The following is a 12,613-nucleotide window of genomic DNA, read 5'->3' as shown; positions in this document are numbered from 1 at the left end:
AAACTCAAGGCGCGCGTCAAGCCCCGACGTATTTGGAATTGGAACAGCCTGCTGGGCTGCCCCTTCAGATGGCTGAACTGTGCCCGGCCTCGTTGAGGTCGTAAGCATCAAAACTGCGGGCAATCATTCGAGTAAGTGGACGCGCTTCGACAGGGATGAACAGGCCTTCATCAGTTATCTTCAGCAGCCCGTCAAACGCATCGTTGGTTGTCCGATACATGCGCTGCAGTTCTGAAGCGGAAACATCGTAGTCCCGCAGGATTTCTGCCGAATCGATCCGAAAGTCGCACATCAGGGCCTCGATCAGGCGCGCGCGTAATACATCCTGACCTTTGAACAAGTGTCCCCGCGATGTCGAGAACTGGCCGTTGCGAATGGCTTTGGTGTGCGCCGAGGTTGCTGGCGCGTTTTGTGCATAGCCCTGCGGGAAGCGTGAGATTGAGCTGGCGCCAACCCCGATCAGCACCTCGGCCTGATCGTCGGTATAGCCCTGGAAGTTCCGTTTGAGCCTGCTGGCCTTCAGCGCATGGGTCAGCCCGTCATCCTGCGTAGCGAAGTGATCAATTCCGATCTCGGCGTAGTTGTCCCAGAGGAACAGCCGACGTGCCGTATCAAAAAGATCGAGTCGCTGTTCGGGTGTCGGCAGAGCCTCGGACGGGATCAGTTGCTGACGCTTGGCCATCCATGGCACATGCGCATAACCATAAAGCGCGACGCGGTCCGGGTTCAGCGACAGCAGTTTCTGGACACTTTCGGTCATCCGGGTCTTGGTCTGATGTGGCAGGCCATAAAGGATATCTGCGTTCAGACTCGAAATCCCGCGTGCCCGGATCATTTCAATGGCTTCACGAGTTGTGTCGTAGCTCTGTATGCGCCCGATGGTCTTCTGAATCTCATCATCGAAGTCCTGCACACCGATCGAGGCACGGTTCATTCCCGCCTCGGCCAACGCGTCCAGACGCGCCTCATCAACCTCGTTTGGGTCGATCTCGACCGAAAACTCGGCATCTGGTCCCATGGGCACTATGCCCAGAATATAACTGGCCAGATCCCGCATCAGGTCCGGGTTCAGCAGGGTGGGGGTGCCGCCCCCCCAATGTAGCCGCGACAGGGTCACACCGCTGGGCAGACGTTGCGCCAGCAGATCAAGCTCGGCCTTCAGGACGTCTACATAAGCAATGACGGGATTGTCCGTTTGCGTGCCTTGCGTCCTGCAGGCACAGAACCAGCACAGCCTACGGCAGAATGGAACATGTATATAAAGCGAAACGGCACTTCCGGGTTTTATGTCCGAAATCCAGTCGCCAAAACGATCAGGCCCCACATCATTGCTGAAATGCGGGGCGGTAGGATAGCTCGTGTAACGCGGTACTTTCGCGTCAAAAAGTCCGAGCTTGGCCAATTGAGGTTTCACTATCATAGCGATACCGTTATGGCATGCCCCGTCTAGGTACCTTGACCGAGATCAAGTGGAAACGCGAATGACACTGACTGTTCAATTTGACCATTCTAACTGCGATGACTGTCCGATCCGTCATCGGGCTGTATGCGCGCAATGCGATCAGGAAGAGCTCGAAGAGCTGGAAGATATTAAATATTATCGCAGTTTCGAGGCTGGGCAGACCATCATCTGGTCAGGCGATCAGATGAATTTTGTCGGCTCTGTTGTGTCCGGAATCGCATCGCTGACTCAGACGATGGAAGATGGTCGCACACAAATGGTCGGCCTCTTGCTGCCCAGCGACTTTGTTGGCCGCCCGGGGCGCGAATCGGCACCATACGATGTTCAGGCGACCACCGACGTGGTCATGTGCTGCTTTCGCAAGAAGCCGTTCGAGGATCTGATGAGCCATACGCCGCATATTGCGCATCGTCTGCTGCAGATGACTCTGGACGAGCTGGATGCGGCACGGGAATGGATGCTGGTTCTGGGTCGTAAGACTGCGCGGGAAAAGATTGCCAGCCTGCTGTCGATCATCGCCCGCCGCGATGCATCGGTCAGCCAGAAGGGCATGTCGGGTCCGATCGTATTCGATCTGCCTCTGACGCGCGAAGCAATGGCGGACTATCTGGGCCTTACTTTGGAAACCGTAAGTCGTCAGATTTCAGCCTTGAAAAAGGATCAGGTCATCCTTCTGGAAGGCAAACGTCACGTGACTATCCCGGATATGGGACGCCTGATGGAAGAGGCCGGTGACGATACTGATGGCGGCTTTCTTGTCTAACCAATCCCTTTGAGCCACCTCACAACCCTTTCGACGGGCGAACGGGGGTGCAAGGGGCGCGGACACCAAAGGTTCAGCGTGTCCGGCAATGTGACCTTGGTTTCAAACGGCGCAACAAGCCGTCCGCTTTTGAGATGCGGCTCCACAAGTGCGCTATGGCCCATCAAAACACCTGCGCCATTCAATGCCTCTTCAACCGCGAGAGCATAGAGCGAAAATACAGGGCCTTTAGGGACAAATCCCTGTTCGGGCATAGCTGCGGAGGTCCATTGCTGCCAATCGTTGAACCAAGTGGAGTCCGACAGGCAAGTGACACTGGATAAGTCTTCTGGTGTTTTCAGACGGTTTGCGAGAGTAGGCGCGCAAACCGGGAAAATGACGTTGTCCGAGACGGATTCACCAAGTTCGCCGCCAAAGAACAGATAAATGTCATAAGGCGCACGCTTGAGGTTTGGGGGCGCCTCTTCGGCTGTCAGCGAAACCTCGATTTCCGGTTCCGCCAAACGGAGTTCGGGCAATCTGGGTGACAGCCAAAGCTGTGCGATCGAAGGCAGTGTCACGATGTGAACTACCTGCGGTCGCGCCTCGGTTCGCAGGGTTTGAGTTGCCTGACCCATCATGTCGAACGCCAACGTAAGGTCGGGCAAAACCTTTTGACCCAAGGCTGTAAGGGCCACGCCTCGTGCGTTTCGATCGAACAAAGGTGCCCCCAGGTCTTCTTCCAGCGCTTTGACATGGGCTGAAATCGCGCCCGCACTGACGCCCAGTTCGATCGCGGCAGAGGAAAAGCCGCCCAGTCGTGCGGCGGCTTCAAACGCGCGTAACGCATTCAGAGGCAGTGGTTTGGGACGCGGCGGTGCAACAGACATAATATTAGGCTCAGATTTTCTGACCCTATTTTTCCGGAAAACTGATTTGATCGCAAGCTGGGATCTTTGCACTCTGACTTTGAAAACGGAGGATCAGATGCCACAACTCGCCCGCCGCCCATGGGTCCCGACCCAATGTGAAAACCGCGTCCAGCAGATTGCGCAGGCCGTTGAGCCGCTCAACCCGGACGCAATCGACAAACAGATCGAGACGCTGATTGCGCGAAATTCAGAGATCCACGATGCAGAGTGTTTCAACCTGAACCCGGCAACAAATGTCATGAACCCACGGGCTGAGGCTGCCCTGGCAGCTGGCTTGGGTAGTCGCCCGTCTCTGGGTTATCCCGGCGACAAGTATGAGATGGGGCTGGAAGCGATTGAAGAAATAGAGGTTATCGCGGCGGAACTCGCAGCGAAGGTCTTCAACGCGAAATACGCGGAAATTCGTGTTGCTTCGGGTGCGTTGTCTAACCTCTACGGTTTTATGGCGCTGACCGATCCCGGGGATACAATTATAGCCCCTCCCGCGACAGTCGGGGGACACGTGACGCACCACAAAGATGGGTGTGCGGGCCTTTATGGTCTGAACACGTTGAACGCTCCGGTCGATGCGGATGGTTATAGCCTTGATCTGAACGGTTTGCGTGAGTTGGCAAAAACGCACAGACCTAAACTCATCACAGTTGGGGGGTCGTTGAACCTGTTTCCGCATCCCGTATCCGCTGTCCGGGAGATAGCGGACGAAGTAGGCGCCAAGGTGCTGTTTGACGCGGCCCATCAATGCGGGATCATCGCCAGTGGCGTTTGGTCAAATCCACTGGATGAAGGGGCGCATCTGATGACGATGAGCACCTACAAGAGCCTAGGTGGCCCTGCCGGTGGCCTTATCGTCACCAATGACGCTGAGATTGCAGAGCGGCTGGACGCCATCGCCTTTCCCGGCATGACCGCCAACTTTGATGCGGCCAAATCGGCATCCCTGGCGATTTCCCTGCTGGATTGGATCGAATTCGGTCCCGCTTACGGTCAGGCTATGGTCGAGCTTGCGCAAGCGATGGCCAAGGAAATGGAAGAGATCGGATTGCCAGTGTTCAAAGGTGCCGGTGGTGCAACTGAGTCCCATCAGTTTGCGTTGGAGGCAGCGCGCTTTGGAGGCGGGCAGGCCGCTTCAAAAACGCTGCGAAAGGCCGGCTTCCTTGCTTGCGGGATCGGATTGCCTATCGCACCGGTGGAAGGAGACATGAACGGCTTGCGCATTGGTACTCCGGAATTGGTTCGTCGTGGTGTCACACCAGATCACGCAGGAGAGTTTTCGGCTCTGATCGCCGAGGCTTTGTTCACCGCAGATCCGGCGAGTATCGCACCGCGTGTGCGGGAACTCCGCGAACGGTTTCAGGGCATGCACTACGTTCGTACGTGACCGAACGCCCCGACCATGGTCTAATGCCTTTGAGTGAAACAACATTCAGGAGCAAGGCATGGAATTCAGTAGCCTTTTGGCAATGCTGTTCATCGGAGCGATCGCTGGCTGGTTGTCTGGCAAGATTATGGAAGGCCGAGGCTTTGGTCTTGTCGGCAATGTAATCGTTGGGATCGTTGGGGCTTTTCTGGCAGGCCTGATCTTTCCCGCCCTTGGTTTTGCAGTCGGCGGGGGTTTGTTCTCGTCGATCTTCTTTGCGACCGTGGGCGCCGTGATCCTGCTGTTTGTAATCGGGCTGATCAAAAAAGCCTGAACAGAAGAACCGCCCCGATTGAGGGCGGTTCTTTCAATCTGTTACACGTGGTCAGTGTGCCAAAAAGACCGGAACATCAGATTGTTCCAACATATTCCGAGTCGCCCCGCCCAGGATCGCTTCGCGGAAACGGGAATGTCCGTATGCACCCATGACGATCATGTCCGCATCAGTATCTGCGGCGTGTCGGTTCAGAATGTCTGAGACACGTGTCATGGTTTTGCTTAGTACATCTATTTCGCATTTCACGCCGTGACGGGCGAGCATCTGCGAGAGCATACCACCCGGGTCTGAACGGTCGGGTCCGTGGCGTGGCGGGTCAATCACCACGATGCGTGCGACATCAGCTTGTTTCAGGAAAGGAAGGGCACGACGTATCGCCCGCATCGCCTCGACGCTTTCGTTCCAGCCAATCAGAACGGTGCGCGGTTTCGAGAACGGCTTTGCATGTTCGGGAACGATCAATACCGGTGCATGACCTTCGAACATGGCCGCTTCGACAATGGGTTCGGCCTCGGCTCCACGATCCTTGCCATAGGGTTTCGGCAGGACAACAAGGTCCGAAAAACGTGCGCGATGCGCTACGTGGCGACTCAGATCGGCTAGCTGACTTACGCCGTTTTCCGCAGACCAGCGTATGCCGGTTTTTCCCAGATACTCCTGAGCAGATGCCAGAATCTCATCAGCTTCGGCATTTGCCCGAGTCAGAGTTTCCTGCAGGATAAGCGCGTTGGCGCCTGCATAGTAATACCCTGTCTGACTACGATCGACGCCAAGGCAAAGCGCTTCGGCATGTGCATCCTGTGCTTCGGCCAATGCGGCCAGCTGCGCCAGAGCCGGTTGGGCAAACCGGGTCTCGGTCATGATTGTGAGAAGAGATTTGTAAGCCATGTCGACCTCAATTTTGGGGCGGTTAGCCGGATGTGCACAGGTAACATATTCATTTATTTATGCCTGTCACAGAAAACAGGCTATTGTCTTGATACAGATCAAAGCAGCGGCGGCTGCTGTCCGACAATACAGCAGCCAGTCAAAAAGGTTCTGCGCTACAAAAGGATCGCGCAGGGCATGGCAAAGGGACGCAATATGTCGAATTACATCAAGCTGATCGTGCTTGGGCTTATCGTGCTATTCGCAGCGATAGGGTCCAATTATGCACGGGATTTGGCGTATCAGGTGCATGCGATTCTGGTGATGATCATCGCCGGTGGGTTGTTTATCTGGACGCTAAGAAACACTGACGAGCCAGATATTCTTGTTGATCGCTCCGCCGAGTACATGGATGACGTGATCCGCTATGGCGTGATTGCGACGGCATTCTGGGGCGTTGTCGGATTTCTGGCAGGGACCTTTATTGCGTTCCAGTTGGCCTTTCCCGGTCTCAACTTTGAATGGGCCCAAGGCTATCTGAACTTTGGGCGTTTGCGGCCGTTGCACACTTCAGCTGTGATCTTTGCATTTGGCGGTAACGCGCTTATCGCGACCTCATTCTATGTAGTTCAGCGCACCAGCGCTGCGCGGCTATGGGGTGGCAATCTGGCGTGGTTTGTATTCTGGGGCTACCAGTTGTTCATCGTACTGGCAGCAACCGGTTACGTATTGGGTGGAACCCAGTCCAAGGAATATGCCGAACCTGAATGGTATGTTGATCTGTGGTTGACCATTGTCTGGGTGGCTTATCTGGCGGTCTATCTGGGTACGATCATCAAGCGGAAAGAACCCCACATCTACGTGGCAAACTGGTTCTACCTGGCGTTCATCGTCACCGTCGCCATGCTGCACCTGGTCAACAATATGACCATCCCTGTCAGCATCTGGGGTTCGAAATCGGTCATCGTCTGGTCAGGTGTTCAGGATGCCATGATCCAGTGGTGGTACGGCCACAACGCCGTTGGCTTCTTCCTGACCGCGGGCTTCCTTGGCATGATGTACTACTTCATTCCCAAGCAGGCCGAACGTCCTGTGTTCTCGTACAAACTGTCGATCATCCACTTCTGGGCGCTGATCTTCCTGTACATCTGGGCTGGTCCGCACCACCTGCACTATACCGCGCTGCCAGACTGGGCCTCGACGCTGGGCATGGTGTTCTCGGTCGTGCTCTGGATGCCTTCGTGGGGCGGAATGATCAACGGTCTGATGACCCTGTCGGGCGCATGGGACAAGCTGCGCACCGACCCGGTTATCCGGATGATGGTGATCTCAGTCGGCTTCTACGGCATGTCCACGTTCGAGGGTCCGATGATGTCGATCCGTGCAGTGAACTCGCTGAGCCACTACACCGACTGGACCATTGGTCACGTACACTCGGGCGCGCTGGGCTGGAACGGTATGATCACCTTTGGTGCGCTGTACTTCCTGGTTCCGGTTCTGTGGAAACGTGAACGACTGTACTCGCTGCAGATGGTCAGCTGGCACTTCTGGCTCGCCACCATCGGTATCGTGCTCTACGCCGCGTCGATGTGGGTCACCGGTATCATGGAAGGCCTGATGTGGCGTGAAGTGGATGCCAACGGCTTCCTGGTGAACTCGTTCGCCGACACCGTGGCTGCCAAGTTCCCGATGTATGTGGTGCGTGCTCTGGGTGGCGTCATGTTCGTCGCTGGCTCGCTGATCATGTGCTACAACCTGTGGATGACTGTGCGGAAAGCGCCGGCCAAAGAGGCCAGCCTGACCGTTGCGGTCCCGGCTGAATAAGGAGGGCCGGTAGCTATGGCAATTCTCGACAAACATAAGATCCTCGAGACCAACGCGACCCTCCTGCTGATCTTCAGCTTTCTGGTCGTGACCATCGGTGGCATCGTGCAAATCACCCCGCTGTTCTATCTTGAGAACACCATCGAGAAGGTGGAGGGCATGCGCCCTTACACCCCTCTCGAAATGGCCGGGCGTGAGATTTATATCCGCGAAGGCTGCTACACCTGCCACAGCCAGATGATCCGTCCGATGCGGGATGAGGTGGAACGTTATGGTCACTATTCGCTGGCGGCCGAGTCCATGTATGACCACCCGTTCCAATGGGGGTCCAAGCGGACCGGTCCCGATCTGGCGCGTGTTGGAGGCCGCTATTCGGACCAGTGGCAGATGGATCACCTGCGGGATCCGCAATCGGTGGTACCTGAATCGGTTATGCCGAAATACGGGTTCCTCGAGCGCCGTAAGATCGACGGCAGGTATATCGGTGACATCATGGCGGCAAACGCTGTAGTGGGCACGCCCTATACCGAAGAGATGCTGGAGAATGCAGTGGCAGACTTCCGTGCTCAGGCCGATCCGGACAGCGACTATGATGGTCTGCTGGAGCGCTATGGTGACAAGGTCAATGTCCGCAATTTTGATGGTCAGCCTGAGTTGACCGAAGCTGACGCGCTGATCGCCTACCTGCAGATGCTGGGCACGCTGGTCGACTTCTCGACCTTCACCCCGGACGCCAGCCGCTAGGGAGGATTGTTATGGAAGAGTACACACTCCTCAGGCAATTCGCGGATAGCTGGATGTTGCTGCTCTTGTTTGCCTTCTTTGTTGGCATCGTCATCTGGGTTTTTCGCCCTGGTGCCAGCAAAGAATACAAGGACACCGCCAACATCCCCTTCCGGCACACCGATGCACCTGCGCCCCAGCAGGACGACAAACCCGCCGAAATTAAGGAGGCGAGGAAATGAGCAAGACACCTGAAAAACAGCCGGGCGATCCAAATACCACGGGTCACAGCTGGGATGGTATCGAAGAATTTGACAACCCGATGCCACGTTGGTGGCTGTGGACTTTCTACGCGACGATCGTTTGGGCTGTGATCTACACGATCATGTATCCGGCGTGGCCGTTGGTTCAGTCTGCAACGGCGGGCGTGTTGGGCTGGTCGTCGCGCGAGATTGTTCAGCAAGAGATGGTTGCCTTCGAAGAGGCGAATGCTCCGTGGAATGCCAAGCTGGTGGAAACACCTCTGGACGACATTTCGAAAGATCCAGAGCTTCAGCAATACGCCGTCAATGCGGGTGGTGCGGTGTTCCGCACCTGGTGCGCGCAGTGTCATGGTTCCGGTGCGCAAGGTGCCCCGGGTTTCCCAAACCTGTTGGATGACGCTTGGCTTTGGGGCGGTACGCTGGACGATATCGTAACCACTGTCAGCTATGGTATCCGCAGCGAAGAAAGCGATGACACACGCTATTCCGAGATGCCTGCCTTTGGTGAGATTCTCGAGCATGACGAGATCACTCAGGTGGTTCAGTACGTCATGTCGCTGACCAACGCGCAGACCGATGATGCGGCGGCACAAGCGGGCAAAGTTGTTTTTGAAGACAACTGTGCATCCTGCCACGGTGAAGATGGCACTGGCGACGTTTTCCAAGGCGCGCCGAATCTGACTGATGCTATCTGGCTTTATGGTGGCGACGAAGAGGCGTTGACCGAAACGGTGACCAACAGCCGATTTGGTGTGATGCCACCTTGGGATACCCGACTGACCGAGGCGCAGATCCGTGCGGTTTCCGCCTATGTCCACCAATTGGGTGGTGGTCAGTAAGGGTTAAAGAAAACCTTCGGACGGCTCGCCGCCCGAAGGCTCTGACACCGGCTGTTCCATCTGTTCGCGCGTTTCCTGAACAGCCGGTGTCTATTTTCCGAGAATTAGGTCGATGACCTGCTCTGGTGCAAAGCACCATATCACAGATCGCACAAATCGATATCACGCTTGCTCTGCAGCCACCAATGGCCTGCAGGCAGCCAACGGCGCTTGCTGGCATTTGCCTTGGGCACATCACGGATAGTCGGTGCATCAATTCGTGTCGCGGTCATGAAGGACTTGGCGAAAATCGAGAGCATGATCTTTCTCCTGACTGATTGGCGTCTGCTCTCATGATCTGCCGTTGACGGGTGAAAGGCGACTCAATTACCATTTATATATGTAAGTTAGGATTACATATGGATTGGTTGTCTCTTCCTCCGTTAACTTCACTGCGAGCCTTTTCAGCATTTGCGGAAAAGCGAAACGTTGTTCAGGCTGGTGCGGCGCTTAATGTTAGCCATGCCGCAATAAGCCAGCAGCTACGCGCGCTCGAAGATCATATGGGGATCTCTCTTTTGGATAGAAGTGGAAAGTCCCTGACTTTGACTTCGCAAGGCGAGCATCTGGCGCGGGCCCTTCAACTCGGGTTCGGAGCAATCGGGTCAGCAGTCGACGAGCTCGTGCGGTCTGGTACTGACCGGCCCGTGCATGTGTCTTTAACTTCGTCCTTTGCCACTTCCTGGCTGATGCCCAGGCTTCCGGCATTTCGCTTAGATCACCCCGAGATCGACTTGATTCTGGATCCATCGCCGGATCTGGTTGAACTGCGTCCGGGCGGCATAGATATCGCTATCCGGTACGGTGCCGGCGGGTGGTCCGGAGTTGACGCGCAGATGCTGCTGCAGACGCCGATGGTGATCGTGGCGGCACCCGAACTGCTCAAAGGTAAATCTGACTGGTCACCCGCCGAACTCGCGCAATTACCCTGGCTGGAAGAGGTCGGAACGACTGAAGCGACCACGTGGTTGGCAGGTCGCGGGGCAGAACTGGAGCCCGGCGCAGGGCGGATTGTCGTTCCGGGAAATCTGGTGCTGGACGGTCTGCGGGCTGGGCAGGGTGTTACCGTAACAGTGCGACATTTCGTCGAGCAGGATATCGAGAACGGGAGAATTGTAGAGCTTTATGCCGAGCCCGATGGCGCAGGATACCATATTGTTACGGCCCAAACGCCACAAAGACAGGCGGTAAAGACATTTGTTAGCTGGCTGAGGCGACAGGCACTCGGGGTGTGACAAAAGGTGTCTTTGCGATACGCTTTTGACCCAAATCAAAGTTGGTGGGTGTATGATCTGGAAGAAGTCGCCTGAAAAAGAGCCAGATCCGGAGCCAGCCCGTGAGCGATTCCAACCCCGCCCCCAGCCTTTATGCCGCTAGGGAGCCGATCTTTCCCAGACGTGTGTCAGGGCCATTTCGCAACCTGAAATGGATCATTTTGGCAGTAACACTGGGTATCTATTACCTGACCCCATGGATCAGATGGGACCGGGGTCCCAGCCTGCCCGATCAGGCCGTGTTGCTGGATTTGGCAAATCGCCGTTTCTATTTCTTCTGGATCGAAATCTGGCCACACGAGTTTTACTTTGTGGCAGGTTTGCTGATCATGGCTGGTCTTGGGCTGTTTTTGTTCACATCGGCGCTTGGTCGTGTCTGGTGTGGATACGCTTGCCCTCAAACGGTTTGGACCGATCTCTTTATTCTGGTCGAGCGCTGGATCGAGGGGGACAGAAACGCGCGTTTGCGACTGCACCGGCAGAAAAAGCTCGATTTCCGAAAGGCGCGGCTGCGGATTACGAAATGGGTGGCCTGGCTACTGATCGGTCTGGCGACGGGCGGTGCATGGGTGTTTTACTTTGCAGATGCGCCCACGTTGGCGCGTGATCTGGTTACTGGAAATGCCCATCCGATTGCTTACACGACAATCCTGATCCTGACGGGCACGACATTCCTGTTTGGGGGATTTGCCCGAGAGCAGATCTGTATTTACGCATGCCCGTGGCCACGTATTCAGGCCGCAATGATGGACGAGGACACTTTGGTCGTTGGCTACCGCGAATGGCGGGGTGAGCCGAGGGGCAAAGGGAAGCGGACTGCAGACTCTGAACTGGGGGACTGCATCGACTGTATGGCCTGCGTCAATGTTTGCCCTGTTGGAATCGACATCCGGGATGGTCAGCAATTGGAATGTATCACATGCGCGCTGTGCATCGACGCCTGTGACGATATGATGGCCAAGATCGGCAAACCGCGCGGATTGATCGACTACATGGCGCTAAGCGACGAAACGCGCGAGCGCGCAGGCGAACCGCCCGTGAGTGTCTGGAAGCACATCTTCAGGGCGCGGACCATTATGTATACTGCCCTTTGGTCCTTGGTTGGTTTTGCGTTGCTGTTTGCTCTGTTCATTCGTTCAGATATCGACCTAACGGTCGCCCCGGTGCGCAACCCAACTTTTGTGACCCTGTCAGACGGTACGATCCGCAATACCTATGACGTGCGTTTGCGGAACAAGCATGGAGACGACCGCCTGTTCAAACTCTCTTTGGTCGGTGACCCGTCGATGCGGATTGAGATTGAGGGTACAGATCTGGATACTGTGAATGTCACGGCAGATACGGCACAATTGACCCGCGTTTACATCGTGGCGTCGAAAGACACTGCGCCGGCGAGCGCCGACTCGACCCCGGTTCGCATCTGGGTCGAAGATCTGAGCAGCGGCGAGCGCGCATCAAAAGATACCACGTTCAACGGGCGGGGAGACTGATCATGGCAGAGCGTCAATTTACTGGTAAACACGCGTTAGCTGTGTTCGTTGCAGCCTTTGCCGTAATCATATCTGTCAATCTGTTGCTTGCGTATAGCGCTGTGAAGACCTTTCCCGGGCTCGAGGTCAAAAACTCCTACGTTGCGAGTCAGGAGTTTAACGAGCGCTTGCAGGAACAGCAGGCGCTGGGTTGGGACGTAAAGGCCGAAGCAAAAGGTGGTCTGCTGATTTTGCGCATCACCGATGCGCAGGGTGCGCCGGTCAAAGTGGCAGAGCTGCAGGCGGTGGTTGGTCGCGCAACCCACGTGCGCGATGATTTCACCCCCGATTTCACGTTCGACGGCATTGCCTATGCGACACCCGCCACCTTGGGTGCAGGAAACTGGAACATTCGTCTGGTTGCGAAAGATCATGACGGGTCTGAGTTTTCCCAACGAATTCCGCTGTATGTAAAGGGCTAGGGG

General features: G+C 55.9%; 14 protein-coding genes. 10 read left to right on the top strand and 4 right to left on the bottom strand.

The features are described from left to right. Positions 1 to 64: 64 nt before the first annotated feature. Positions 65 to 1,420 carry an oxygen-independent coproporphyrinogen III oxidase gene (gene hemN, locus GOX61_RS21830; protein ID WP_170337133.1) on the bottom strand — a complete coding sequence of 452 codons (1,356 nt, stop codon included), beginning with the start codon at positions 1,418 to 1,420 and terminating at the stop codon, positions 65 to 67. A gap of 61 nt (positions 1,421 to 1,481) precedes the next feature. On the opposite strand from hemN, the gene fnrL reads away from it, so the two are divergent. Continuing rightward, positions 1,482 to 2,225 carry a transcriptional regulator FnrL gene (gene fnrL / locus GOX61_RS21825; protein ID WP_155142398.1) on the top strand — a complete coding sequence of 248 codons (744 nt, stop codon included), beginning with the start codon at positions 1,482 to 1,484 and terminating at the stop codon, positions 2,223 to 2,225. Here fnrL and GOX61_RS21820 read toward each other — a convergent pair. After that, entirely contained in the window at positions 2,222 to 3,094 is an 873-nt protein-coding gene (locus GOX61_RS21820) for a LysR family transcriptional regulator (RefSeq protein WP_170337132.1), read from the bottom strand. The two genes, fnrL and GOX61_RS21820, sit on opposite strands and share 4 nt — an antisense overlap. Positions 3,095 to 3,191: 97 nt before the next feature. On the opposite strand from GOX61_RS21820, the gene glyA reads away from it, so the two are divergent. Together glyA and GOX61_RS21810 are read left to right on the top strand one after the other, a co-directional pair. Then, positions 3,192 to 4,514, top strand: a complete 1,323-nt coding sequence (gene glyA / locus GOX61_RS21815) for a serine hydroxymethyltransferase (protein WP_170337129.1) — start codon at positions 3,192 to 3,194, stop codon at positions 4,512 to 4,514. A 58-nt stretch (positions 4,515 to 4,572) separates the two neighbouring features. After that, complete coding sequence (locus tag GOX61_RS21810; protein ID WP_170337127.1) at positions 4,573 to 4,827, top strand: GlsB/YeaQ/YmgE family stress response membrane protein; 255 nt, start codon at positions 4,573 to 4,575, stop codon at positions 4,825 to 4,827. 51 nt (positions 4,828 to 4,878) lie between these two features. On the opposite strand, the gene GOX61_RS21805 is transcribed toward GOX61_RS21810, so the two are convergent. After that, the gene (locus GOX61_RS21805; protein WP_170337126.1) at positions 4,879 to 5,718 is read right to left on the bottom strand and encodes a universal stress protein; all 840 of its coding nucleotides are present in this window, start codon (positions 5,716 to 5,718) and stop codon (positions 4,879 to 4,881) included. A gap of 195 nt (positions 5,719 to 5,913) precedes the next feature. Here GOX61_RS21805 and ccoN point away from each other — a divergent pair, with 195 nt between their 5' ends. The 4 genes from ccoN to ccoP are packed head-to-tail and all read left to right on the top strand — an operon-like array spanning position 5,914 to position 9,346. Next, the gene (gene ccoN / locus GOX61_RS21800; protein ID WP_155142409.1) at positions 5,914 to 7,521 is read left to right on the top strand and encodes a cytochrome-c oxidase, cbb3-type subunit I; all 1,608 of its coding nucleotides are present in this window, start codon (positions 5,914 to 5,916) and stop codon (positions 7,519 to 7,521) included. 15 nt (positions 7,522 to 7,536) lie between these two features. Next, positions 7,537 to 8,265, top strand: a complete 729-nt coding sequence (gene ccoO, locus GOX61_RS21795) for a cytochrome-c oxidase, cbb3-type subunit II (RefSeq protein ID WP_170337124.1) — start codon at positions 7,537 to 7,539, stop codon at positions 8,263 to 8,265. A gap of 11 nt (positions 8,266 to 8,276) precedes the next feature. Beyond that, positions 8,277 to 8,486, top strand: coding sequence for a cbb3-type cytochrome c oxidase subunit 3 (locus GOX61_RS21790; protein WP_170337122.1), 210 nt, complete (start codon positions 8,277 to 8,279; stop codon positions 8,484 to 8,486). After that, positions 8,483 to 9,346 (top strand): cytochrome-c oxidase, cbb3-type subunit III, encoded by an 864-nt coding sequence (ccoP, locus tag GOX61_RS21785; protein ID WP_155142414.1) that lies wholly within the window; start codon positions 8,483 to 8,485, stop codon positions 9,344 to 9,346. Before GOX61_RS21790 ends, ccoP begins: the two co-directional genes overlap by 4 nt. A 140-nt stretch (positions 9,347 to 9,486) precedes the next feature. Here the strand turns inward: ccoP and GOX61_RS21780 are convergent, their stop codons facing one another. After that, positions 9,487 to 9,645, bottom strand: coding sequence for a hypothetical protein (locus tag GOX61_RS21780; RefSeq protein WP_170337120.1), 159 nt, complete (start codon positions 9,643 to 9,645; stop codon positions 9,487 to 9,489). A gap of 99 nt (positions 9,646 to 9,744) precedes the next feature. Here GOX61_RS21780 and GOX61_RS21775 point away from each other — a divergent pair, with 99 nt between their 5' ends. The 3 genes from GOX61_RS21775 to GOX61_RS21765 all read left to right on the top strand — a co-directional run bounded on the left by GOX61_RS21775 (position 9,745) and on the right by GOX61_RS21765 (position 12,610). Beyond that, complete coding sequence (locus GOX61_RS21775) at positions 9,745 to 10,620, top strand: LysR family transcriptional regulator (protein WP_170337118.1); 876 nt, start codon at positions 9,745 to 9,747, stop codon at positions 10,618 to 10,620. Positions 10,621 to 10,721: 101 nt separating this feature from the next. Then, entirely contained in the window at positions 10,722 to 12,149 is a 1,428-nt protein-coding gene (ccoG, locus tag GOX61_RS21770) for a cytochrome c oxidase accessory protein CcoG (protein WP_170337116.1), read from the top strand. A gap of 2 nt (positions 12,150 to 12,151) precedes the next feature. After that, positions 12,152 to 12,610 (top strand): FixH family protein, encoded by a 459-nt coding sequence (locus GOX61_RS21765; RefSeq protein ID WP_170337114.1) that lies wholly within the window; start codon positions 12,152 to 12,154, stop codon positions 12,608 to 12,610. The last annotated feature ends 3 nt before the right edge of the window (positions 12,611 to 12,613 follow it).

It is taken from the genome of Ruegeria arenilitoris (genome assembly GCF_013030265.1).
GTDB lineage: Bacteria > Pseudomonadota > Alphaproteobacteria > Rhodobacterales > Rhodobacteraceae > Ruegeria > Ruegeria arenilitoris_E.
Note: the sequence above shows the minus strand (reverse complement) of the source record. Positions and strands in the feature narration are given on the sequence as shown.

What these genes read in the sequence shown, in the direction of transcription:
- ccoP (WP_155142414.1), top strand. Translation starts at nt 8,483, where the DNA reads ATGAGCAAGACACCTGAAAAACAGCCGGGCGATCCAAATACCACGGGT.
- GOX61_RS21775 (WP_170337118.1), top strand. Translation starts at nt 9,745, where the DNA reads ATGGATTGGTTGTCTCTTCCTCCGTTAACTTCACTGCGAGCCTTTTCA.
- ccoO (WP_170337124.1), top strand. Translation starts at nt 7,537, where the DNA reads ATGGCAATTCTCGACAAACATAAGATCCTCGAGACCAACGCGACCCTC.
- glyA (WP_170337129.1), top strand. Translation starts at nt 3,192, where the DNA reads ATGCCACAACTCGCCCGCCGCCCATGGGTCCCGACCCAATGTGAAAAC.
- GOX61_RS21810 (WP_170337127.1), top strand. Translation starts at nt 4,573, where the DNA reads ATGGAATTCAGTAGCCTTTTGGCAATGCTGTTCATCGGAGCGATCGCT.
- hemN (WP_170337133.1), bottom strand. Translation starts at nt 1,420, where the DNA reads ATGATAGTGAAACCTCAATTGGCCAAGCTCGGACTTTTTGACGCGAAA.
- fnrL (WP_155142398.1), top strand. Translation starts at nt 1,482, where the DNA reads ATGACACTGACTGTTCAATTTGACCATTCTAACTGCGATGACTGTCCG.
- GOX61_RS21790 (WP_170337122.1), top strand. Translation starts at nt 8,277, where the DNA reads ATGGAAGAGTACACACTCCTCAGGCAATTCGCGGATAGCTGGATGTTG.
- ccoN (WP_155142409.1), top strand. Translation starts at nt 5,914, where the DNA reads ATGTCGAATTACATCAAGCTGATCGTGCTTGGGCTTATCGTGCTATTC.
- GOX61_RS21780 (WP_170337120.1), bottom strand. Translation starts at nt 9,645, where the DNA reads ATGCTCTCGATTTTCGCCAAGTCCTTCATGACCGCGACACGAATTGAT.
- GOX61_RS21820 (WP_170337132.1), bottom strand. Translation starts at nt 3,094, where the DNA reads ATGTCTGTTGCACCGCCGCGTCCCAAACCACTGCCTCTGAATGCGTTA.
- GOX61_RS21765 (WP_170337114.1), top strand. Translation starts at nt 12,152, where the DNA reads ATGGCAGAGCGTCAATTTACTGGTAAACACGCGTTAGCTGTGTTCGTT.
- GOX61_RS21805 (WP_170337126.1), bottom strand. Translation starts at nt 5,718, where the DNA reads ATGGCTTACAAATCTCTTCTCACAATCATGACCGAGACCCGGTTTGCC.